This is a genomic window from Kitasatospora sp. NBC_01300 (genome assembly GCF_041435235.1).
Taxonomy (GTDB): Bacteria; Actinomycetota; Actinomycetes; order Streptomycetales; family Streptomycetaceae; genus Kitasatospora.
Genome location: NZ_CP108408.1, coordinates 4,793,095 through 4,814,231, shown reverse-complemented (window position 1 = coordinate 4,814,231; position 21,137 = coordinate 4,793,095). Strand labels below are relative to the sequence as shown.

General features: G+C 72.9%; 20 protein-coding genes. 12 read left to right on the top strand and 8 right to left on the bottom strand.

Annotated elements, in window-relative coordinates; all coding sequences use genetic code 11:
- Positions 1-145: 145 nt before the first annotated feature.
- Complete coding sequence (locus tag OG556_RS21450) at positions 146-1,870, top strand: phospho-sugar mutase (protein ID WP_371518519.1); 1,725 nt, start codon at positions 146-148, stop codon at positions 1,868-1,870.
- A gap of 63 nt (positions 1,871-1,933) precedes the next feature.
- Here the strand turns inward: OG556_RS21450 and OG556_RS21445 are convergent, their stop codons facing one another.
- Positions 1,934-2,608: a PH domain-containing protein gene (locus tag OG556_RS21445; RefSeq protein WP_371518518.1), complete on the bottom strand. Its 675-nt coding sequence runs from the start codon at positions 2,606-2,608 to the stop codon at positions 1,934-1,936.
- A 207-nt stretch (positions 2,609-2,815) separates the two neighbouring features.
- On the opposite strand from OG556_RS21445, the gene deoC reads away from it, so the two are divergent.
- The 4 genes from deoC to OG556_RS21425 all read left to right on the top strand — a co-directional run bounded on the left by deoC (position 2,816) and on the right by OG556_RS21425 (position 7,070).
- Positions 2,816-3,802, top strand: a complete 987-nt coding sequence (gene deoC / locus OG556_RS21440; protein ID WP_350877291.1) for a deoxyribose-phosphate aldolase — start codon at positions 2,816-2,818, stop codon at positions 3,800-3,802.
- Positions 3,803-3,807: 5 nt separating this feature from the next.
- The gene (locus OG556_RS21435) at positions 3,808-5,283 is read left to right on the top strand and encodes an aldehyde dehydrogenase family protein (protein ID WP_363369190.1); all 1,476 of its coding nucleotides are present in this window, start codon (positions 3,808-3,810) and stop codon (positions 5,281-5,283) included.
- On the top strand, positions 5,276-6,178 hold the full coding sequence (locus tag OG556_RS21430; protein ID WP_350877287.1) for an aldehyde dehydrogenase family protein: 903 nt from the start codon (positions 5,276-5,278) through the stop codon (positions 6,176-6,178). The genes OG556_RS21435 and OG556_RS21430 overlap by 8 nt, the downstream gene beginning before the upstream one ends.
- A 253-nt stretch (positions 6,179-6,431) precedes the next feature.
- A complete protein-coding gene (locus OG556_RS21425) occupies positions 6,432-7,070 on the top strand; it encodes a hypothetical protein (RefSeq protein WP_063349066.1) in 639 nt (212 codons plus the stop codon).
- 261 nt (positions 7,071-7,331) lie between these two features.
- Here the strand turns inward: OG556_RS21425 and OG556_RS21420 are convergent, their stop codons facing one another.
- A complete protein-coding gene (locus OG556_RS21420) occupies positions 7,332-7,994 on the bottom strand; it encodes a SigE family RNA polymerase sigma factor (protein WP_107453068.1) in 663 nt (220 codons plus the stop codon).
- 591 nt (positions 7,995-8,585) lie between these two features.
- Here OG556_RS21420 and OG556_RS21415 point away from each other — a divergent pair.
- From OG556_RS21415 to OG556_RS21400, 4 genes are all read left to right on the top strand, one after another.
- Positions 8,586-9,263, top strand: a complete 678-nt coding sequence (locus tag OG556_RS21415; RefSeq protein WP_063349065.1) for a response regulator transcription factor — start codon at positions 8,586-8,588, stop codon at positions 9,261-9,263.
- Between the two features lie 156 nt (positions 9,264-9,419).
- On the top strand, positions 9,420-10,964 hold the full coding sequence (locus OG556_RS21410) for an ATP-binding protein (RefSeq protein WP_371518516.1): 1,545 nt from the start codon (positions 9,420-9,422) through the stop codon (positions 10,962-10,964).
- Positions 10,961-11,275, top strand: a complete 315-nt coding sequence (locus OG556_RS21405) for a hypothetical protein (RefSeq protein ID WP_371518514.1) — start codon at positions 10,961-10,963, stop codon at positions 11,273-11,275. Before OG556_RS21410 ends, OG556_RS21405 begins: the two co-directional genes overlap by 4 nt.
- A 241-nt stretch (positions 11,276-11,516) precedes the next feature.
- Positions 11,517-12,023: a VanZ family protein gene (locus OG556_RS21400; RefSeq protein ID WP_371522793.1), complete on the top strand. Its 507-nt coding sequence runs from the start codon at positions 11,517-11,519 to the stop codon at positions 12,021-12,023.
- A gap of 126 nt (positions 12,024-12,149) precedes the next feature.
- Here the strand turns inward: OG556_RS21400 and aspS are convergent, their stop codons facing one another.
- Positions 12,150-13,427 carry an aspartate--tRNA(Asn) ligase gene (gene aspS / locus OG556_RS21395; protein WP_371518513.1) on the bottom strand — a complete coding sequence of 426 codons (1,278 nt, stop codon included), beginning with the start codon at positions 13,425-13,427 and terminating at the stop codon, positions 12,150-12,152.
- Positions 13,428-13,931: 504 nt separating this feature from the next.
- On the opposite strand from aspS, the gene OG556_RS21390 reads away from it, so the two are divergent.
- Complete coding sequence (locus OG556_RS21390; protein WP_371518512.1) at positions 13,932-14,117, top strand: PspC domain-containing protein; 186 nt, start codon at positions 13,932-13,934, stop codon at positions 14,115-14,117.
- 109 nt (positions 14,118-14,226) lie between these two features.
- Here OG556_RS21390 and OG556_RS21385 read toward each other — a convergent pair whose 3' ends face one another.
- The 3 genes from OG556_RS21385 to OG556_RS21375 form a co-directional block, all read right to left on the bottom strand.
- Complete coding sequence (locus OG556_RS21385) at positions 14,227-14,580, bottom strand: ATP-binding protein (RefSeq protein ID WP_350877273.1); 354 nt, start codon at positions 14,578-14,580, stop codon at positions 14,227-14,229.
- Between the two features lie 213 nt (positions 14,581-14,793).
- On the bottom strand, positions 14,794-15,951 hold the full coding sequence (locus tag OG556_RS21380; protein ID WP_063349058.1) for an adenosine deaminase: 1,158 nt from the start codon (positions 15,949-15,951) through the stop codon (positions 14,794-14,796).
- A gap of 207 nt (positions 15,952-16,158) precedes the next feature.
- Positions 16,159-17,136 carry a LysR family transcriptional regulator gene (locus OG556_RS21375; protein WP_371518510.1) on the bottom strand — a complete coding sequence of 326 codons (978 nt, stop codon included), beginning with the start codon at positions 17,134-17,136 and terminating at the stop codon, positions 16,159-16,161.
- Positions 17,137-17,228: 92 nt separating this feature from the next.
- On the opposite strand from OG556_RS21375, the gene OG556_RS21370 reads away from it, so the two are divergent.
- Entirely contained in the window at positions 17,229-18,518 is a 1,290-nt protein-coding gene (locus OG556_RS21370; RefSeq protein WP_371518509.1) for an MFS transporter, read from the top strand.
- Positions 18,519-18,685: 167 nt separating this feature from the next.
- Entirely contained in the window at positions 18,686-19,240 is a 555-nt protein-coding gene (locus tag OG556_RS21365) for a Uma2 family endonuclease (protein ID WP_371518508.1), read from the top strand.
- 88 nt (positions 19,241-19,328) lie between these two features.
- On the opposite strand, the gene OG556_RS21360 is transcribed toward OG556_RS21365, so the two are convergent.
- Positions 19,329-19,667: a helix-turn-helix domain-containing protein gene (locus OG556_RS21360; RefSeq protein WP_371518507.1), complete on the bottom strand. Its 339-nt coding sequence runs from the start codon at positions 19,665-19,667 to the stop codon at positions 19,329-19,331.
- Positions 19,668-19,763: 96 nt separating this feature from the next.
- Positions 19,764-21,041, bottom strand: a complete 1,278-nt coding sequence (locus OG556_RS21355; RefSeq protein ID WP_371518505.1) for a thymidine phosphorylase — start codon at positions 21,039-21,041, stop codon at positions 19,764-19,766.
- Positions 21,042-21,137 lie beyond the last annotated feature (96 nt).

Sequence of the window (21,137 nt, the reverse complement as noted above, 5' to 3'; positions counted from 1 at the left end):
TGGCGCACAATCATGAGCGACGGGGCCCTCGGGCGGCCGTGATCCGTTGATCACGCCCCGCGGGCCCCGTCCGCATGTGCACCCCCCTTCTTTGCGGAACCCTCCGGCCTACCAACCGACGCACTTCCCGATGGAGCAGGCAGCCATGACGCAGGCAACCACCACCGACCTCCTCGCCCGGGCCCGAACCTGGCTGGCCGAGGACCCCGACCCGCAGACCCGCGAGGAGCTGACGGCCCTGCTCGCCCGGGCCGAGGACCCGGCGGCCGAGACGGACGGCAAGCTCGCCTGGGCGGACCTCGCCGAGCGCTTCGCCGACCGGCTCCAGTTCGGCACCGCCGGCCTGCGCGGCGAACTGGGCGCGGGCCCGATGCGGATGAACCGCGCCGTGGTGATCCGGGCCGCCGCCGGCCTGGTCGCCTACGTCAAGCAGCAGAACCTGGGCGACCTGGTCGTGATCGGCTACGACGCCCGCCACAAGTCCTACGACTTCGCCCGGGACACCGCCGCCGTGGTGGTCGGCGCCGGCCTGCGCGCCGCGCTGCTGCCGCGCCCGCTGCCGACCCCGGTGCTCGCCTTCGCCGTCCGCCACCTGGGCGCGGCCGCCGGCGTCACCGTGACCGCCAGCCACAACCCGCCGCAGGACAACGGCTACAAGGTCTACCTGGGCGACGGCTCGCAGATCGTCCCACCGGCCGACGCCGGGATCGCCGCCGAGATCGACGCGATCGACTCGCTCCACGACGTCCCGCGCGCCGAGGACGGCTGGGAGGTGCTCGGCGAGGACGTCATCGAGGCCTACCTGGCCCGGGCCGTCTCGATCGTCGACGAGCACAGCCCGCGCAACCTCGACGTCGTCTACACCCCGATGCACGGCGTCGGCCGCGACACCCTGGTCGCCGCCTTCCGCCGGGCCGGCTTCCCGGCGCCCACCGTCGTCGCCGAGCAGGCCGAGCCCGACCCGGACTTCCCGACCGTGGCCTTCCCCAACCCGGAGGAGCCGGGGGCGATGGACCTCGCCTTCCGCACCGCCGCCTCCGTCGGCCCCGACATCGTGATCGCCAACGACCCGGACGCCGACCGCTGCGCGGTGGCCGTCCCGGCCCTCGCCAACGCGGCCGGCAGCGGCAACGGCACCTCCGGCTGGCGGATGCTGCGCGGCGACGAGGTCGGCGCGCTGCTCGGCGCGGCCCTGGTCGCCAAGAAGGCCGAGGGCGTCTTCGCCACCACCATCGTCTCCGCCACCCTGCTGGGCCGGATCGCCGAGGCCGCCGGCCTGGGCTACGCCGAGACGCTGACCGGCTTCAAGTGGCTCTCCCGCGCCGAGGGCCTGCGCTACGGCTACGAGGAGGCGCTCGGCTACTGCGTCGACCCGCAGGGCGTCCGGGACAAGGACGGCATCACCGCCGCCCTGCTGGTCGCCGAACTGGCCGCCACCCTCAAGACGTCCGGCCGCACCCTGACCGACCTGCTGGACGACCTGGCGCTGGAGCACGGCCTGCACGCCACCGACCAGCTGTCCGTCCGCGTCCAGGACCTCTCGCTGATCGCCGACGCCATGCGCCGGCTGCGCGAGCAGCCGCCGACCGTCCTGGCCGGCCTACGGATCACCCGCGCGGACGACCTGTCGGCCGGCTCCGCCGAGCTGCCGCCCACCGACGGCCTGCGCTACTACCTGGCCGGCGAGGCCGTCCGCTCGGCCCGCATCGTGGTCCGCCCGTCCGGCACCGAGCCCAAGCTCAAGTGCTACCTGGAGGTCGTCCTCCCGGTCGCCACCGCCGCCGACCTCGGCGCCACCCGCGAGCGGGCCGCCGAGCTGCTCGAAGCGATCAAGCGCGACCTGGCCGAGGCCGCGGGCATCGCCGTCTGACGCCGGCCCGTACGAGAAGGGGCCCGCCGGTCGCGTACCGGCGGGCCCCTCGCGTGCTTCGGCTCAGACCGCGATCACCGTGATCAGCGCGGCCAGGCCGGCCAGCGTCGGCGCGATCACCCACCAGCACCACGCCACCTCGACCGGGCCGGCCGCGTCGGGGCGGCGGGCGTTGCGCTCGGCCATCTCCTGGAGCACGTTGGTCACCTGGTCGGACCAGGCGCGGGTCGGGTCGGGCGAGCCCTGCACCACCGGGTTGGTCTGGCGGCCGAACACCATCCCCATCCGGGAGGCGTGCTCGGCGCCGCCGCGCTGCTGGGCCCGGGTCGCCCGCTTGCGCTGCCGCAGCGACACCGGCACCGCCCACACCTGGTACTTCTTGCCCCCGGCCAGCAGCTCGACCGAGTACCCCGCGCGCAGCGCGTCCACCGAGGCCCACGGCGCGGTGATGGTCCGCCACGGGTTGCGCACCAGCAGCCGGCTGCGGTCCGCCAGCACCGCCGGGCGCAGCGTGTAGGCGATCACCGGGAAGGCGAACACCGGCACCGCCGCGAGCGAGACGTACGGCGTCTTCCCCGTCCCGTTCAGCACCGCGTCGCCGATCAACCAGCCGGCGACGGCCAGCAGCAGCACTCCGGAGATCACACCGGGGACAGAGCGGTACACGCGGTCCGCGTACGCGGGATCCCCGTCGGGGGCGGCGGAACCCTGGCGGGGCTTGCCGTCGGAATCGGTCATGCCGTCGATTCTGCCCCATGCCCCTCACCGAGAGGTCTCGGTCCGGCATCGAATGCCACCCCCGGACCACCCGGTCGCCGGTCACCGCGCGGCCCGGCCGTACACGCCCCCTGCCACCCCTCCGCCGTCTCCGAGGTCTCGGTCCGGCCACGAAAGGCAGGGCCCCTAGCGGTCGACTACGCGCGTAGATATGCTGCTCTGGTGACTATGTCCACTGTTGCAGCCAATGCCCTCGGCGTTGCGGGCAGCGGCCTTCAGGACGTTGCGGCGTCCGAGGCCTCGCTCCGCCGCTTCCTGCACGGCCTGCCCGGCGTCGACCAGGTCGGCCTTGAGGCGCGTGCCGCCACCCTCGGTACCCGCTCGATCAAGACCACGGCGAAGGCCTACGCCATCGACCTGGCGATCTCGATGATCGACCTGACCACGCTGGAAGGCGCGGACACGGTCGGCAAGGTGCGCGCCCTGTGCGCCAAGGGCAGGACCCCCGACCCGACCGACCCGACCACCCCCCGCGTCGCCGCCATCTGCGTCTACCCGGACATGGTCGCCACCGCGAAGGACGCCCTGCGGGGCACCGACATCCAGGTCGCCTCGGTGGCCACCGCCTTCCCGGCCGGCCGCGCCGCCCTCCCGGTGAAGCTCGCCGACACCGCCGACGCGGTCGCCGCGGGCGCCGACGAGATCGACATGGTGATCGACCGGGGAGCCTTCCTCTCCGGCCGCTACTACGACGTCTTCAACGAGATCGTCGCCGTCAAGGAGGCGTGCAAGCGCCCGGACGGCACCAGCGCCCACCTCAAGGTGATCTTCGAGACCGGCGAGCTGCAGACGTACGACAACGTGCGCCGCGTCTCCTGGCTGGCGATGCTGGCCGGCGCCGACTTCATCAAGACCTCCACCGGCAAGGTCGCCGTCAACGCGACCCCGCCGGTCACCCTGCTGATGCTGGAGGCGGTCCGCGACTTCAAGGCGCAGACCGGCGTCCAGGTCGGTGTGAAGCCCGCCGGTGGGATCAAGACCACCAAGGACGCGATGAAGTACCTGGTGATGGTCAACGAGACCCTCGGCGACGACTGGCTGAGCCCGCACTGGTTCCGCTTCGGTGCCTCCAGCCTGCTCAACGACCTGCTGATGCAGCGCCAGAAGCTCACCACCGGACGCTACTCCGGCCCCGACTACGTGACGGTGGACTGATCACCATGGCCAAGAAGAAGAACATCGAGGAGCCCGCGAAGGCCTCCGGCCTCTTCGCCTACGCCCCGGCCCCCGAGTCCCCCGCCGCCGCGGGCGACATCGCCACCTCCTACGGCCACTTCATCGGCGGCGAGTTCGTCGACTCCTCCGGCAGCGAGGCCCTGAAGACGGTCAACCCGGCCACCGAGCAGGTGCTCGCCGAGTTCGCCCAGGGCACCGACGAGGACGTGGACCGCGCGGTCGCCGCCGCCCGCAAGGCCTTCGCCGACTGGTCGGCGCTGCCGGGCAGCGAGCGCGGCAAGTACCTGTTCCGGATCGCCCGGATCATCCAGGAGCGCAGCCGCGAGCTGGCCGTGCTGGAGTCGATCGACAACGGCAAGCCGATCCGCGAGACCCGCGACTTCGACATCCCGACCGTCGCCGCGTGGTTCTTCTACTACGCCGGCTGGGCGGACAAGCTGGACTACGCGGGCTTCGGCCCGAACCCGCGCCCGCTGGGCGTGGCCGGCCAGGTCATCCCGTGGAACTTCCCGCTGATGATGCTGGCGTGGAAGATCGCGCCCGCCCTGGCGACCGGCAACACCGTCGTCCTCAAGCCGGCCGAGACCACCCCGCTGACGGCCCTGCGCTTCGCCGAGATCTGCCGCCAGGCCGGTCTGCCGAAGGGCGTCGTCAACATCGTCACCGGCGACGGCCGCACCGGCGCCGCGCTCACCGCGCACCCGGACGTCAACAAGGTCGCCTTCACCGGCTCCACCCCGGTCGGCAAGGCGATCGCCCGGCAGCTGGCCGGCAGCCGCAAGAAGCTGTCGCTGGAGCTGGGCGGCAAGGCCGCGAACATCGTCTTCGACGACGCGCCGATCGACCAGGCGGTCGAGGGCATCGTCAACGGCATCTTCTTCAACCAGGGCCACGTCTGCTGCGCGGGCTCGCGCCTGCTGGTCCAGGAGTCGATCCAGGACGAGCTGCTGGACGCCCTGAAGCGCCGGATGTCCACCCTGCGGGTCGGCGACCCGCTGGACAAGAACACCGACATCGGCGCCATCAACTCGGCCGCCCAGCTGGCCCGGATCACCGAGCTGACCGACGCCGGCGAGGCCGAGGGCGCGGACCGCTGGTCGCCCGAGTGCGAACTCCCGGGCACCGGCTTCTGGTTCAAGCCGACCCTGTTCACCGGCGTCAGCCAGGCCCACCGGATCGCCCAGGAGGAGATCTTCGGCCCGGTCCTGTCGGTGCTGACCTTCCGCACCCCCGACGAGGCGGTCGCGAAGGCCAACAACACCCCGTACGGCCTCTCCGCCGGCATCTGGACGGAGAAGGGCTCGCGCATCCTGTGGACGGCGAGCCGGCTCAAGGCCGGCGTGGTCTGGGCCAACACCTTCAACAAGTTCGACCCGACCTCGCCGTTCGGCGGCTACAAGGAGTCGGGTTACGGCCGCGAGGGTGGCCGCCACGGTCTGGAGGCCTACCTCGATGTCTGATGTCGCCACGCGTCTTGACGTCTTCAAGACCTACAAGCTGTACGTCGGCGGGAAGTTCCCGCGCTCCGAGAGCGGGCGGGTGTACGAGGTGACGGACGCCAAGGGCCAGTGGCTCGCCAACGCCCCGCTGGGCACCCGCAAGGACGCCCGCGACGCCGTCCTGGCCGCCCGCGCGGCGGTCAAGGGCTGGGCCGGCACCACCGCGTACAACCGCGGCCAGGTGCTGTACCGGGTGGCCGAGATGCTGCAGGGCCGCCGCGAGCAGTTCGCCGCCGAGGTCTCCGCCGCCGAGGGCATCGGCCCGAAGAAGGCCGCCGCGCTGGTGGACGCCGCGATCGACCGCTGGATCTGGTACGCGGGCTGGACGGACAAGGTCGCCCAGATCGCGGGCGGCGCCAACCCGGTCGCCGGCCCCTTCTTCAACCTCTCCACCCCGGAGCCGACCGGCGTGGTCGGGATCGTCGCCCCGCAGGCCGGGTACGGGCACTCGCTGCTCGGCCTGGTCTCGGTGATCGCCCCGGCGATCGCCACCGGCAACACGGTCGTGGTCGCGGCCGCCGCGGACGCCCCGCTGCCGGCCCTGTCGCTGGGCGAGGTGCTCGCCACCTCGGACGTCCCCGGCGGCGTGGTCAACATCATCTCGGGCAGGACCGCCGACATCGCGCCCACCCTGGCCTCGCACCAGGACGTCAACGCCGTGGACCTCACCGGCGCGATCGCCGCCGACGGCCCCGGCGCGGCGCAGGCGCTGGAAGCGGCCGCCGCGGATACCCTGAAGAGGGTGGTCCGTCCGGAGCTGGACCCGTTCGCCCAGGACTGGACCAATGCGCCCGGTACCGACCGGCTACTCTCGTTCCTGGAGACGAAGACGGTCTGGCACCCGATGGGGATCTGACCGCCCCGTCGACCACCGAGTAACAACTCCACAGACTGGCCGTCCCCAGTGCCCTCTCCCCCCCAGGGCCCGGACGGTCATTGGACGGACCCGCGCCTCTCCCCCCCTGGCGCGGGTCCGTCGCCTTTCCGTGCCGTTTCGACCTTCCGTGCCGTTTCGACGCCGTCCTCCGGCTCGCCGGTCCCCGGAGCTCGCAGAAGGTGTGATCCAGCGGGTTTCGGCATCGGGCCCGGATGCGTCAGACTGGTGTCCCGTGAGTGACGACCCGCTGAATCCTGTGCCGACGACCCACGCCCGGGTCGTCCTGCTGTCCGGCCCCTCCGGCTCCGGGAAGTCCTCGCTCGCCGAGCGCAGCGGGCTGCCGGTCCTGCAACTGGACGACTTCTACAAGGACGGGGACGACCCCACCCTGCCGCTGCTGCCCGACGGCGCGGTCGACTGGGACTCCCCGCTCGCCTGGCACCGCGACCAGGCCGTCGCCGCGATCCGCAGCCTGTACGAGACCGGCCGCGCCGACGTCCCGGTGTACTCGATCCCGGACAACGGCCGGATCGCCACCCGCGCCCTGGACCTGGACGGCGCCCCCGCGTTCATCGCCGAGGGCATCTTCGCCGCCGAGATCACCGCCGAGTGCGCCGCCGAGGGCCTGCTCGGCGATGCCCTGTGCCTGCGCAACGGCGCGCTCACCACGGCCTGGCGCCGGCTGCGCCGGGACGTCCGGGAGGGCCGCAAGTCGCTGCCGGTACTGCTGCGCCGCGGCTGGCGGCTGATGCGCGCCGAGCGGTCCATCGTCGGGCGGCAGGTCACCCTGGGCTCCCACCCGTGCGCCGGGGCCGAGGCCGAGCGCCGGATCCGCGCCGCGGCCGGGCGGCGGGAGCTGTCCTCCGTCTGAGCCGTCATCCGGTTGGGCCGTCATCCGGCTGGGCCTGCTCCGTTCGGGTGGGCCGTCTCCGGACGAGTGCTCCACGCGGAACGAAGACACGAAGAACGACGGGCCCGGTGCGTCTCCCCCGCACCGGGCCCGTCGCCTTCCCCGAACGGCCGTCGGGCTCCCCGTGTTCGTCGCTCCCCCGAGCCGGCGTCCACGCACCGCGACCGTCCGCTACCCGTCCCCCGGCGGGAGTTCCACTCCTTCGCGTCACCCGCGTCCGCGTCAGGCGACCAGCTCGCCGAACGCCCGGACGGTGTCGCCCGACTTGTTCAGGTGCTCGTCCTCGCGCAGCCGGCGCAGCGCCCGCCAGATGCTGCTCTTGACCGTGCCGACGCTGATCCCCAGCACGTCGGCGATCTCCGGGTCGGTCTTGCCCTCGTAGTACCGCAGCACCAGCATGGTGCGCTGGTTCTCCGGAAGCTTCGCCAGCGCCTGCCAGAGCACGGTGCGCAGCTCGGTGCCGCCCATCGCGTCGGTGTCGCCGGCCGTCTCCGGCAGCTCCTCGGTCGGGTACTCGTTGACCTTGCGGCGCCGCCAGGCGGAGATGTGCAGGTTGGTCATGGTGCGGCGGAGGTACCCGCCGACCGCGGCCTTGTCGGTGATCCGGCCCCAGGCCCGGTACGTGCTGAAGAGCGCGCTCTGCAGCAGGTCCTCGGCCTCGTAGCGGTCACCGGTGAGGTGGTACGCCGTGGCGTAGAGGGAGGCGCGGCGCTCACGCACGTACGCGGTGAACTCCGTGATGTGGTCCTCCGCGACGGCCGGGTGCTCGCCCTGCGCGTCCGCCCGTCCCGCCTCGGTGGTGCGGGCCGCCGCAGGGTTCAGCTGCAGCAGCGTCGCACCGGCGGCCTCGCGGCCGGCCGACTCCCCCGAGCCGACCGTCCGCAGGCCGTTCCCGCCGACGCCCCGGTTCCCCGCCGGAGCGTCCTTGCCCTCGACGCGCACGGGGAGGATCCCCCGCAGCGTGAGGGTGTTGCCGGAGTCGGCCGCGTTCCCCACCCGGCCGATCCCGTACAGCTCCCCCGTCCTTGCGCCGCCGCTCACCCGGCGGGCGACAGGGTTTCCACCGGTGCTGTGCGCGCACCCCCGTACGGTCACGGCACCGGAGTTCTCGTCGGTCCTGACCTCGTACCGGGTCCGCGGGGCGGTGGCTGACGAACGCGCGGTGCGGACAGCCGGGTTGGTCCGGGTCTGAAGCATGGCGTTCATCGTGCGCCCCCTGGGTCGGTACGAGCGGTTCCTGTTGCCGCCTTCCAGCCGGCCGGGTTGGCCCGCTGTCCTGCGGCGACATGGAAAATCTTGCCCGCCGGTTGTGATGGCGCTGTCCGCCGACTGTCACAGGGGTGTCACAGGGGCGGGCCTTTCGTCCCGGTCCGCCTCCCTCCGTACCGGACGCCGGTAGTGCTCCTTCCGGTTCCCGTACGGGCGGTGACCGGTCCTGGGGGTGATTCGACGCTTCGAGTGGGCCAAAATGGGGCCGTGCCTTTCCTCCTTCTGATCGAGGACGACGACGCCATCCGGACCGGCCTCGAACTCGCCCTCACCCGCCAGGGCCACCGCGTGGCCACCGCCGCCTCCGGCGAGGACGGTCTGAGGCTCTTCAAGGAGCAGCGGCCCGACCTGATCGTGCTGGACGTCATGCTGCCCGGAATCGACGGCTTCGAGGTCTGCCGCCGCATCCGCCGCACCGACCAGCTGCCGATCATCCTGCTGACCGCCCGTTCGGATGACATCGACGTGGTGGTCGGCCTGGAGTCCGGCGCCGACGACTACGTGGTCAAGCCGGTGCAGCCACGGGTGCTGGACGCCCGGATCCGGGCCGTGCTGCGGCGCGGCGAGCGGGAGAGCTCCGACTCCTCCGCGTACGGCACCGTGGTGATCGACCGGGCGGCGATGACCGTCACCAAGGACGGGCAGGACCTCCAGCTCACCCCGACCGAGCTGCGGCTGCTCCTGGAGCTCAGCCGCCGCCCCGGCCAGGCGCTCTCCCGCCAGCAGCTGCTGCGGCTGGTCTGGGAGCACGACTACCTGGGTGACTCCCGCCTGGTGGACGCCTGCGTGCAGCGACTGCGGGCGAAGGTCGAGGACGTCCCGTCCGCGCCGACCCTGATCCGCACCGTCCGCGGTGTGGGCTACCGGCTGGACCCGCCGGCCTGAGTGCCTCCCCCGTTCCCCTGTTCGCCGTCCTCCTGCTTCCCGTCCTCCTGCTTCCCGTCCTCCCGGTTGCCGCCCTGCTGGTTGCCGCCCTGTTGACCCGCCTGGGTTGCCCGAAATTCCTGAACTCCCTGAACTTCCGTACGACGACAGGCTCTTGTGACTGATCATCAGACGACGGCCCGCCGCTTCGCCGCGGGCCCGTGGCGCAGGCTGCGTTCCCTGCGCGTACGGCTGATCGCGGTGTTCGCGGCGGTCGCGCTGCTTGCCGCCGTCTCGGCCTCCGGCATCGCCTACTGGCTCAACCGCGACGCGGTGCTCAAGCGAGCCCAGGACAACGCGCTCAACGACTTCCGGGTCTCGCTCAGCCGCAACGTCTCCGAGCTGCCGCTGAACGCGAGCTGCCCGGACCTGACCGCGCTCGCGTCCACCGTCGCCAGCTCCGGACTGAGTTACGACGTGGTGGTGGCCGACCCGGCGCACCCGGAGTGCACGGCCTCCTCCGACCCGGGGCAGTTCACGCTGGCCGACGTCCCGGCGGCGCTCCGGTCCACCGTCGCCAGGCAGCGCGAGGTCACCGAGAGCAACCCGTACCCGTACCACCTGTACTGGCAGCGGCAGAACCTGGCGGGCCAGCCGTTCCTGATCGGCGGCACCAAGGTGGTGCCGACCGGCCCGACGGCGTACATGTTCAAGTCGCTGGAGAACGAACGCAAGGACCTCAACACGCTGGGCTGGTCACTGGCCATCGCCACGCTGCTCGCGCTGATCGGCTCGGCGCTGCTCGCCCAGGCGGCCTCGTCGACCGTGCTGCGGCCGGTCAAGCGGCTCGGCGACGCCGCCCGACGGCTCGGCGAGGGACACCTGGACACCCGGCTGGAGGTCGAGGGCGGGGACGAACTCGCTGACCTGGCGCGGACGTTCAACCGGGCCGCGGAGTCGCTGCACGAGCAGGTCGAGGAGTTGAGCGCGCGCGAGGCGCAGAGCCGGCGGTTCGTCGCCGACATGTCGCACGAGCTGCGCACGCCGCTGACCGCGATGACCGCCGTCACCGACATCCTGGAGGACGAGGCCGAGTCGCTGGACCCGATGATCGCGCCGGCCGTACGGCTCGTGGTCAGCGAGACGCGGCGGCTGTCCGACCTGGTGGAGAACCTGATGGAGGTGACCCGCTTCGACGCCGGAACCGCCAAGCTGGTCGCCGACGAGGTGGACATGGCCGACCTGATCATGTCCTGCATCGACGGCCGGGCCTGGTACGACGCCGTCGAGCTGGACGCCCCGCGCGGCATCCTGGCCGTCGTCGACCCGCGCCGGCTCGACGTGGTCTTCGCCAACCTGATCGGCAACGCGCTCAAGCACGGCGGCTCCCCGGTGCGGGTCAAGGTCCGGCAGACGGCGGGCTCGGTCGTCATCGAGGTCTCCGACAGCGGCCCGGGCATCCCCGAGGACGTGCTGCCGCACGTCTTCGACCGGTTCTACAAGGCGGACCGGGGACGGGCCCGCTCGGAGGGCAGCGGCCTGGGGCTGTCGATCGCGATGGCCAACGCACAGATCCACGGGGGCACGATCACGGCGGCGAACGGGGAGGTCGGGGCGGTGTTCACGCTGACGCTGCCGCTGGCCCCGCCGCCTCCGCCGGACGAGGGCGACACCGGTGACGGCCCCGTCGGCGACGCCGCCCAGGACAAGGACGCCACGTGACCGCCCCCACCCGCACCGCCCTGCGCCGCACCGCCGGCGCCCTGCTGCTGCTCGCGCTCGCCTCCGGCTGCGGCATCCGGCCGACCGCCGTCCCGGTGGACGCGGGCGCCCCGGCCAGCCGGACGGCCTGCCCGACCGCCCCGCACATACCGACCGCCCTGGCCACGCCGCCGGCGCCCACGCCGACCCCGCCGGCCCGCGGCGCCGCCAAGGCCGGTGCGAGCCCGAGCCCGTCGCCGACGGTGGTGCCCGCCACCCCGCCGACCGACAACGTGTTCGGCGCGGTGCCGACCTCGGCGCCCTGCCGGTAGTCCCGTCTGCCCGTCTGCCTGTTTGCCCGTCGCCCCGCCGTTCCGCCGTTCGGCGCCGGGGCTGCGGGCAGCCGGGGGCGCGCCTCGGAATGTTCACGCCCGGGGTGGAACCACTGCGCCACCGGCCCACGTCCTTCCCCCCGTGCAGCGAGATGGCACCAGGACACGCGACGAGCGTTCCGGCGCACGGACCAGGAACCGGCCGGCGACGGCCGTCCACCGTCCCCTTCGAACAGCCGGACTGGCGGGCCTGACCTGTCACCTGGCCCTCGTCCTCTGGCTGGTGGTGCTGAGGCCGCTGCCGGTTCCCTGGGTGTACGACACCAACCTGACGCCGCTGGCCTCCCTCCGCTCCTCCACCGGCTGGCAGGTGCTCGGCGAGCTCCTCCTGCTGGCCCCGCTGGGCGTGCTGCTCCCGCTGGCCGGCGGCCGGCTGCGGGCCCCCTGGCTGCCGTCCTTCCTGCGCACCACCGGCGCCTCCGCCCTGCTGGCGACCGGCCTGGAGTTCCTCTCCTCCTGGACGCCCGGGCACGTCCTCAACGTCGACCACATACTGCTCGCCGTGATCGGCGTGGCCGTCACCCACCTGGCCCTCGTCCCCGGCCTGCGACGGCTGCTGCGCGACTGGCGCCCGCAGGTCCGGGTGCCGGTGCCCGGAGCTGCGCCCGCGCCCAAGGTGACCACCCTGGTCGGCCCGCCGGTCGCCCGCGCCCGCGCCTACGCCGAGCCCACGCCCCCCGCCCGCTGAGGCCCGCCCTCCCGCACTCGCCGGGGTGCCACCGGCCGGGCAGGCGCAGTAGCTGCTCGCCGATCCGCCATTGACGGGCGGGGGGCTCCGGTTCGTCCGGCGCCCCCGCCCGTCGGTGTCAGGGCGTCAGGGCGTCAGGCGGTGCAGGTCGCGGGGGAAGAGCGTGGTCCGGCGGATGTTGTCGGTGCCGGTGAGCCGTGCCGTCCAGCGCTCCAGCCCCAGCGCGAACCCGCCGTGCGGCGGCATCCCGTGTGCGAAGGAGCGCAGGTAGCCCTCGTACGGCTGGACCGGCTCGCCGCGGGCCGCCAGCGCGGCCAGGTAGTCCTCGTGCCGGTGCAGCCGCTGGCCTCCGGTGACCAGTTCGAGCCCGCGGAAGAGCAGGTCGAAGCTGTTGGAGTACTCCGGGCGGCCCGGTTCCGGGTGGGTGTAGAAGGGCCGCTTGCGCATCGGGTAGCCGACCACGAACAGGAACTCGCTGCCGTGCTCGCGCAGCGCCCACTCGCTGAGCCACCGCTCGTGCGCCGGGGCGAGGTCCGGCTCGTCGACGCCCAACAGCCGCATCGCCTCGGCGAAGTGGAGCTGCGGGATCTCCGCCGGGACCTCGGGCAGCTTCACCTCCAGCAGGTCGACGGCGGCGCCGGCCCGCTCGGCCACCGAGGCGACCATCCCGGCGACCACCTCGCGCAGCACGGCCATCACCTCGCGGTGGTCGGTGATGAAGCCGAGCTCCGCGTCGAGGCTGGTGTACTGCGCCAAGTGCCGTGCGGTGTCGTGCGGTTCGGCCCGGAACACCGGCCCGGTCTCGTAGACCCGCTCGAACACCCCGACCATCGCCTGCTTGAAGAACTGCGGCGACTGCGCGAGGTAGGCGGGGCGGCCGAACCAGTCCAGCGCGAAGACGTTCGCCCCGGACTCGGTGGCCGAGGAGACCACCTTCGGGGTCTGGATCTCGGTGAAGCCCAGGCCGTCGAGGGTGGCCCGGAACCCGCCCACCGAGGCCGCCGTGATCCGGTGCAGGGCGGCCAGGCGCGGGTGGCGGAGGGTGACGGGGGCGCCGTCGAGGATCACCGGGAGGGTGGCTTCGACGGTCGGCCGGAACAGGCTGAACGGGGGCGCCTCGGCAAGGCTGGACAGCACCTCGACGGTGGGCGAGGTCAGCTCGACGCCGGCCGGCGCCTGCGGGTTGGCGGTGACGGTGCCGCGGATCCGCAGGACGGTCTCCTCCGGCAGGTCGGGGCCGGCGCCGGTGGCGACCACCTGGGCCGGTCCGGAGCGGTCCCGGATCACCAGGAAGGTGACGGACTTGAGTGCGCGGCGGCGGTGCAGCCAGCCACTGATCTCTACGGATTCGCCGACGTGGCCGGGTAGTTCGGCGGCCAGGACACGGGTCGTCGGGTGGATCATCGCGGCCCTCCAGGGGCGTCGTGGTGATCCCTTCGGAGTGCGGGCGAGAAGGGCAACTCGCGGTGCCACCGCACTTTCGCCGCCGCCCGCGCGGGCGGCGGCCTCGTTGTGGCCCGTTGACGGGGGCCGGCCGGCGGGGCATTTCCTCCCCGCACTCGGGAGTGTCTTCGCTCCGGGGCGCGGGGCCGCCTTCACAGCTGCCGGCGGCTCTCTCGGCCCGCGGGGCCCGGAGGTACTCGTCTCCCTCGACGTGTTGCCGGAGAGGCTAGACCGGCCCGCCGCCGGACCGCAACGGGCTTTCCCGCCGCCGGGCGGGCGCCACCTGGGGCCATCCGCGTCCGGGCGACCCCGAGACGGACCCCGACACCCGGCTACGCCTCACCGGCGAGTCGGCGGGGTGTCGAATCGACTGCCAGGTGGACGTTTCCGGGAGCGCGGTGGCGGAGAGTGGAAATTAAGCCCGCCGGATCGGCCGGATCGGGTGCCACGACACGGAGTTGACCCATGAGCGCCCGTCTCGCCCGTCCCCGTCACAACCGCGTCATCGCCGGCGTCTGCGCCGGTCTTGCCGAGCGCTACGGCGTGACGCCGTGGACCGTGCGACTGATCTTCCTGATCTCGATCATCCTGCCCGGGCTCCAGTGCCTGGTCTACCTGGTCCTCTGGGCGGTGCTCCCCCAGGAGCCGTAAGCCCGGGAGCCGTACGCCCGGCGCCGTCGCGCCGGGTCCGGTACGACGGCGGGCCGCCCGCTCCCGGGATCACCGGGGCGGACGGCCCGTCGCCGTGCCTGCGGCCGGATCAGCCGGTCAGGCCCGGCAGCGGCAGGGTGTGGGTCAGCCCGCCGATGGGGGTCTTGTCGACGCCGGGGATGGTCGGGATGGCGCCACGCGTGGCGGCACCGGCCTCGGCGGCCGGGGCGGGCGCCGCCTGGCCGGCGGCCGGGGTGAGGGTGCCGAGCGTGCCGGTGACCTTGTCGCCGCCGGGCAGCTTGGCGGCGGTGTCGGTGACCGCGCCGGTCACCGCGGGGTTCGTGACCGCGCCGGTGGGCAGCCCGAGGCCGCCGGGGGCGGCGGCGGAGGCGGTACCGGCGCCCACCGCCGCGATGGCGATGCCGAGCGCCGCGGTGCCGGCGGCCTTGAGAGCCTGCTTCATGGTTCGTCCCTTGGGTCGTCGTCGGTGGCCGACATCGGGACGGGGCGGACGGGCTACCGCCGCCACGGCCTGTCAGCATGGACGGGCACACCGTAGTGAGTGCGCCGCGCGAGGACCAAAGGGCGTTCACTCACCCGAGTGAGTAGTCGGATGAACGCCAACTCCCCTTCGGGACATGGGCGTTCACCCGACCATTCGAACGGGCAAGGCCGCTCAGCTGTCGCCGGTGCCCGAGCTGAACAGCCACTCCGCCTTCAGTTCGGCGTACCCCGGCTTGATCACGTCGTTGATCATCGCCAGCCGCTCGTCGAACGGCAGGAACGCGGACTTCATCGCGTTCACCGTGAACCACTCCATGTCCCCCAGCGTGTAGCCGAAGGCCTCCACCAGGTGCCCGAACTCGCGGCTCATGCTGGTGCCGCTCATCAGCCGGTTGTCGGTGTTCACGGTGACCCGGAACTTCAGCCGGCTGAGCAGCCCGATCGGGTGCTCGGCGTACGAAGTGGCCGCCGCGGTCTGGAGGTTGGAGGTCGGGCACATCTCCAGCGGGATGCGCTTGTCGCGCACGTACGCGGCCAGCCGGCCGAGCTCGACGCTGCCGTCCTCGGCCACCGTGATGTCGTCGACGATCCGCACGCCGTGGCCGAGCCGGTCGGCGCCGCAGCACTGCAGGGCCTCCCAGATCGACGGCAGGCCGAAGGCCTCGCCCGCGTGGATGGTGAAGTGGTTGTTCTCGCCCTTGAGGTAGTCGAAGGCGGCCTGGTGGCGGGTGGGCGGGTGGCCCGCCTCGGCACCGGCGATGTCGAAGCCGACGACGCCCTGGTCCCGGTGGCGGTTGGCCAGTTCGGCGATCTCGGTGGAGCGGGCGGCGTGCCGCATCGCGGTCAGCAGGGTGCCGACCCGGATCCGGTGGCCGGCCGCGCGGGCGTTGGCCTCGCCGAGGCGGAAGCCCTCGTTCACGGCCTGGACGACCTCGTCCAGGGACAGGCCGGCCTCCAGGTGCTGCTCGGGGGCGTAGCGGACCTCGGCGTACACGACGCCGTCGGCGGCCAGGTCCTCGGCGCAGTCGGCGGCGACCTTGATCAGGGCCTCGCGGGTCTGCATCACGGCGCAGGTGTGCGCGAAGGTCTCCAGGTAGCGGACCAGCGAGCCGGAGTCGGCGGCCTCGCGGAACCACTCGCCGAGTTCCTTGGCGTCGGTGGTCGGAAGGCCCTCGTAGCCGACCGCGGCGGCCAGCTCGACGACCGTCTCCGGGCGCAGCCCGCCGTCGAGGTGGTCGTGCAGCAGCACCTTCGGCGCGCGGCGGATCTGGTCGGGGGTGGGGATGCGCGGGCCGGCGCCCGCGGCGGTGACAGGGATCTGCTTCTCCATTGCGGAAATATAGCCCCTACGCGCGTAGACCCACCACTGTTAACACGGCCGGTTCGACGAAAGTCCACCGGGAATTCCACCGCCCGGGTCATCCGCGGCACATTCGGCCCCCCTGCGGCCCCGCTGCGGCCCCATTGCGGGTCAGTCGTGGCCCAGCGGCGAGTCAGTCGTGGCCCAGCGGCGGGTCAGTCGCGGCCCAGCGGGGGCTCAGTCGTGCTGCAGCAACCGGCCCCGCCGGGACAGCACGAAGTCCCGGAACGCCGCCACCGGCGGGGTCAGCGGCCGCCCCGCCGCCCAGGCCAGCCCGATCGCCCGCCGGGTGCGCGGCGCCGTCACCTCCAGCTCCACCACCCCCGGCCGCGGCACCAGCGCCGGCGGCAGCAGCGCCACTCCCAGCCCGGCCGCGACCAGCCCGCGCAGCGTCTCCGCCTCCTCCCCCTCGAAGGCCAGCCGCGGCACGAACCCGGCCTGCGCGCAGAAGCCGTCCGTGATCGCGCGCAGCCCGTACCCCTGCTCCAGCCCGACGAACGGCTCCTCGGCCACCTCCGCCAGCCGGATCCGCCGCCGGCCCGCCAGCCGGTGGTCCGCCGGGACGACCAGGTGCAGCCGCTGCTCGTCCAGCGGGCGGGCCGTGAAGGCCGGATCGTCCGGCAGCGGCGCGACCAGGCAGAGGTCCAACTCCCCCGCCCGCAACCGCTCCAGCATCGCCCCGACGTAGTCCTGCACCAGCTGGAACCGGACCTGCGGATGCCCCACCCGGAACCCGCGCAGCAGCGCCGGCACCGCGTCCGTCCCCATCGTGTGCAGGAAGCCGAACGCCACCCGCCCGGCCGCCGGATCGGCCTCCGCCCGGGCCGCCTCCGCCCCCCGCTCGACCTCCGCCAGCGCCCGCTCCACCGAGGCCAGCAGCAGCCGGCCCGCCCTGGTCAGCCGGACCGTCCGGCCCTGACGGGCCAGCAGGTCCACGCCCAGCTCCTCCTCCAGCCGGGCCACCGCCCGCGACAGCGTCGGCTGCGGCACCCCGAGCAGCGCGGCCGCCCGCGTCACGTGCTCCAGCCGGGCCACCGCCGCGAACTGGGCCAGCCGGGGCGCCAGCAGCACCGCCGGCTCGTCCGGCCCCAACTCCGCCACCCGGTACCGCGGCTCCGTGCCGTCCGTCACGTCCGCCCTGTCCGCCCCGGCCATCCCGCCACCACCTCGACTCATACGACAACGCATCGATCATCCACCGTTCATGCATTGGACGCATCAACCGCAGCGCGCCTACCGTCGACGACATGCAGCCCGCCGATACCAGGGCATCCGTGACCACCCCGGATGCCCCCGCCCCCGCCGCCCCGCACGACGACCGCCACCGCCCCGGCCAGCGCGCCTTCCGCCGCGCCAACCTCGCCCTGTTCGCCGCCGGAGTCGCGACCTTCGTCCTGCTCTACTCCACCCAGGGCCTGCTGCCGATCCTCTCGGCCGACCTCGACCTCACCCCCGGCCAGGCCAGCTGGACGGCCTCCGCCGCCACCCTCGGACTCGCGCTCGCCCTGCTCCCCGCCAGCGCCCTGTCCGACCGGTACGGCCGCACCGCCGTCATGACGGCCTCCACCCTCGCCGCCGCCACCCTCGCCCTCGCCCTGCCGTTCGCGCCCGACCTCACCACCCTCGTCGTGCTGCGCGTCCTCCAGGGCGCCGCGCTGGCCGGGCTGCCCGCCACCGCCATGGCCTACCTCGCCGAGGAGGTCCACCCCAGCGCCCTGGCCTCCGCGATGGGCCTGTACGTGGCCGGCAACAGCATCGGCGGCATGGGCGGCCGACTGCTCTCCGGCTGGACCGCCGCGGCCTTCGGCTGGCGCTGGGGCCTCGCCGCCTCCGCCGCCCTCGCCCTGCTCGCCGCGCTCGCCTTCCGACTGCTGATCCCCGCCGCCCGGCACTTCACCCCGGCCCCGGTGGACGCCCGCGCCCTGGCCCGCACCGTCGGCCGGCACCTGCGCAACCCGCTGCTGGTGCGGCTGTACGCGCTCGGACTGCTGTTCATGGCCGTGTTCGGCGCGGTCTACAACACCGTCGGCTACCGGCTGATCTCGGCGCCGTTCCACCTGCCCGAGTCCGTCGCCGCCTCGATCTTCGTCGTCTACCTGGTCGGCACCGGCACCTCCGCCGCCGCCGGCCGCCTCGCCGCCCGGCTCGGCCGCCGCGGCGCGCTCTACGTCTCCATCGGCGTGACCGCCGCCGGGCTGCTGCTCTCCCTCACCGAGTCCCTGGTCTGCGCCCTGCTCGGCCTGGTCCTGATCACCGCCGGCTTCTTCGCCGGCCACGCCACCGCCTCCTCCGCGGTCGGCCGCACCGCCACCGAGGGCCGCGCCCAGGCCTCCGCCCTCTACCTGATCGCCTACTACCTCGGCAACAGCCTCGGCGGCACCCTCGGCGCCGACGCCTACCACGCCACCGGCTGGCCCGGCGCCGCCACCGTCGGCCTCACCGCCATGACCCTCGCCGCCGCCGTCACCCTCTACGCCACCCGCCAGGCCCACGCGGCCCGGCAACAGGACCGGCTGGGCAGACTTTCTGCCAGGTAGATTGGCCACCCGGACATCTGGGAGCTGACCTGGGCCCCGGACGGCCGGGCCATCTTCCACTACGGCCACCCCGTCCAGGACGGGGACCCGCACATCGTCTGGCGCCGGATCGGCACCCACGACGTCTTCAACCGCCCCTGACAGTCGCCGCGGATACACTCCGGGACATGAGCATCGATCCTGCTGTGTACGCCCGGTTGCGCGAGATCGCGGATCAGCTGCCGAAGGTGCCGGGGATAGGGAAGATCGAGATCGCCGACGGCGAGATCGTCATGATGATGTCACCCGTGAAACGTCACGAGCTCGCCGTCATCCGCCTGGCACAGCAGCTCAATGCCCAGCTACCGCAGACCCACCCCGGCTACATCGCCCACGGTGGCGCGGACCTGGAGGACGTCGGCCTCGGTCGGCTTCGGAATCCCGACCTGATGGTGTTCCCCGACGCGGCGCTGGACGACGACGACCCGGCCTTCCTCCCCCACGAGATCCTTCTCGTCGTGGAAATCGTCTCCAAGTCCAACCCCGAGAACGACTACCACAACAAGGTCCACGACTACGCGGCGATGGGCATCCCGTTGTATCTCCTGGTCGATCCCCGCAAGGGCACCGGCATCGTGCACGACGAGCCCGGCTACACCCGCCGCAAGGACTTCGTCTTCGGCGACAAGATCACCGTCGGCCCCTGGACGCTCGACACCAGCGTCCTGCGGACTTACGCCTGAGCCCCCGCGCGCAGGACACCGGCCGACCGGGCCTCAATACACGGAAAGAGCCCCTACCCGACAACCAGGTAGGGGCTCCGTCGGTCCCTCATGCAGCCGGCGCGTGAAAGCGAAGCTTCGTATCGGCGCCGGGCACCACGTGGAGGTCCAACTCGGCTTCCAGAGCCACCGCCAGCTTTTCCAGCAGCAACAGGGTGGGGACTGTGTCGGCTCCCTCGATGTTCTCGATCTCCGCCTCGGTCATGTTCGCGCGGCGGGCCACTTCGGCCTGCGACAAGCCGAGAACAGTGCGGCGGTCGTAGAGAGCCTGTCCGAAGGCCAGCGCATAGCGGATCTCCCGCCGGTGCTCGACCACCTCGGGCGGTTCTTCGACCTGCTCGCCCAGCAGCGCACGCGTGTGAGCGGTCTTCCACTGGAGGTGGTTCATCGCCGCCCCTCCTCCGGTTCGATCTCGACCGTGAAGCGGTCAACTCCCATGTGCGGCAGCGTAGGACACGCTGCCGCACATGGGGTAATCAAGCCGTCACGCGATGCGGTCGAGGACGATCGGGTTCGGGGTGAAGGCCGTGCCGGCCGGGGAGACCGCGATGCCGCCGGCCAGCGCCTCGATGGCGTAGTCGTAGCGCTCGGGGGTGTCGGTGTGCAGGGTCAGCAGGGGCTGGCCGGCCACGACGGTGTCGCCGGGCTTGGCGTGCATCTCGACGCCGGCGCCGGCCTGGACCGGGTCCTCCTTGCGGGCGCGGCCGGCACCGAGGCGCCAGGCGCAGACGCCGACGGCGTAGGCGTCGAGCTCGGTGAGGACGCCGGAGGCGGGCGCCGGGATGACGTGCTGCTCGCGGGCGACCGGGAGCGGGGCGTCGACGTCGCCGCCCTGGGCGGCGATCATGCGGCGCCAGTGGTCCATCGCGGAGCCGTCGCGCAGCGCGTCGGCCGGGTCCTTGCCGTGCACGCCGGCCGCGGCGAGCATCTCGCGGGCGAGGGCGAGGGTGAGCTCGACGACGTCGGCGGGGCCGCCGCCGGCCAGCACCTCGATCGACTCGCGGACCTCCAGCGCGTTGCCGGCGGTGAGGCCGAGCGGGGTGGACATGTCGGTGAGCAGGGCGACGGTGTTCACGCCGGCGTTGGTGCCCAGGCCGACCATGGTGCGGGCGAGTTCGCGGGCGTTGTCGATGTTCTTCATGAAGGCGCCGGAGCCGACCTTGACGTCCAGGACCAGGGCGCCGGTGCCTTCGGCGATCTTCTTGGACATGATCGAGGAGGCGATCAGCGGGATGGCCTCGACGGTGCCGGTGACGTCGCGCAGCGCGTAGAGCTTCTTGTCGGCGGGCGCGAGGCCGTCACCGGCGGCGCAGATGACCGCGCCGGTGGAGCGCAGGACGTCGAGCATCTCCTCGTTGGAGAGCAGGGCGCGCCAGCCGGGGATGGACTCCAGCTTGTCGAGGGTGCCGCCGGTGTGGCCGAGGCCGCGGCCGGAGAGCTGCGGGACGGCGGCGCCGCAGGCGGCGACGAGCGGGGCGAGCGGAAGGGTGATCTTGTCGCCGACGCCGCCGGTGGAGTGCTTGTCACTGGTGGGCAGCGGCAGCGAGGAGAAGTCCATCCGGACGCCGGAGCGGATCATGGCGTCGGTCCAGCGGCTGATCTCGTGCGGCTTCATGCCGTTCAGCAGGATCGCCATGGCCAGGGCGGACATCTGCTCGTCGGCGACCTCGCCGCGGGTGTAGGCGTCGATGACCCAGTCGATCTGAGCGTCGCTCAGCTCTCCGCTGTCGCGCTTGGTCCTGATGACGGAGATGGCGTCCATGCGTGCTCCAAGAGGGGTTTCAAAAGCGAAGAGTGTCGCGAGATGACCGGGTTCCGGCCCACTCGCGACACTCTACGCGCGTAACAATTGTCGAAG

Coding starts and splice junctions, on each gene's coding strand:
- OG556_RS21450 (WP_371518519.1), top strand. CDS start 146: ATGACGCAGGCAACCACCACCGACCTCCTCGCCCGGGCCCGAACCTGG.
- OG556_RS21445 (WP_371518518.1), bottom strand. CDS start 2,608: ATGACCGATTCCGACGGCAAGCCCCGCCAGGGTTCCGCCGCCCCCGAC.
- deoC (WP_350877291.1), top strand. CDS start 2,816: ATGTCCACTGTTGCAGCCAATGCCCTCGGCGTTGCGGGCAGCGGCCTT.
- OG556_RS21435 (WP_363369190.1), top strand. CDS start 3,808: ATGGCCAAGAAGAAGAACATCGAGGAGCCCGCGAAGGCCTCCGGCCTC.
- OG556_RS21430 (WP_350877287.1), top strand. CDS start 5,276: ATGTCTGATGTCGCCACGCGTCTTGACGTCTTCAAGACCTACAAGCTG.
- aspS (WP_371518513.1), bottom strand. CDS start 13,427: ATGATCCACCCGACGACCCGTGTCCTGGCCGCCGAACTACCCGGCCAC.
- OG556_RS21390 (WP_371518512.1), top strand. CDS start 13,932: ATGAGCGCCCGTCTCGCCCGTCCCCGTCACAACCGCGTCATCGCCGGC.
- OG556_RS21385 (WP_350877273.1), bottom strand. CDS start 14,580: ATGAAGCAGGCTCTCAAGGCCGCCGGCACCGCGGCGCTCGGCATCGCC.
- OG556_RS21380 (WP_063349058.1), bottom strand. CDS start 15,951: ATGGAGAAGCAGATCCCTGTCACCGCCGCGGGCGCCGGCCCGCGCATC.
- OG556_RS21375 (WP_371518510.1), bottom strand. CDS start 17,136: ATGGCCGGGGCGGACAGGGCGGACGTGACGGACGGCACGGAGCCGCGG.
- OG556_RS21370 (WP_371518509.1), top strand. CDS start 17,229: ATGCAGCCCGCCGATACCAGGGCATCCGTGACCACCCCGGATGCCCCC.
- OG556_RS21365 (WP_371518508.1), top strand. CDS start 18,686: ATGAGCATCGATCCTGCTGTGTACGCCCGGTTGCGCGAGATCGCGGAT.
- OG556_RS21360 (WP_371518507.1), bottom strand. CDS start 19,667: ATGAACCACCTCCAGTGGAAGACCGCTCACACGCGTGCGCTGCTGGGC.
- OG556_RS21355 (WP_371518505.1), bottom strand. CDS start 21,041: ATGGACGCCATCTCCGTCATCAGGACCAAGCGCGACAGCGGAGAGCTG.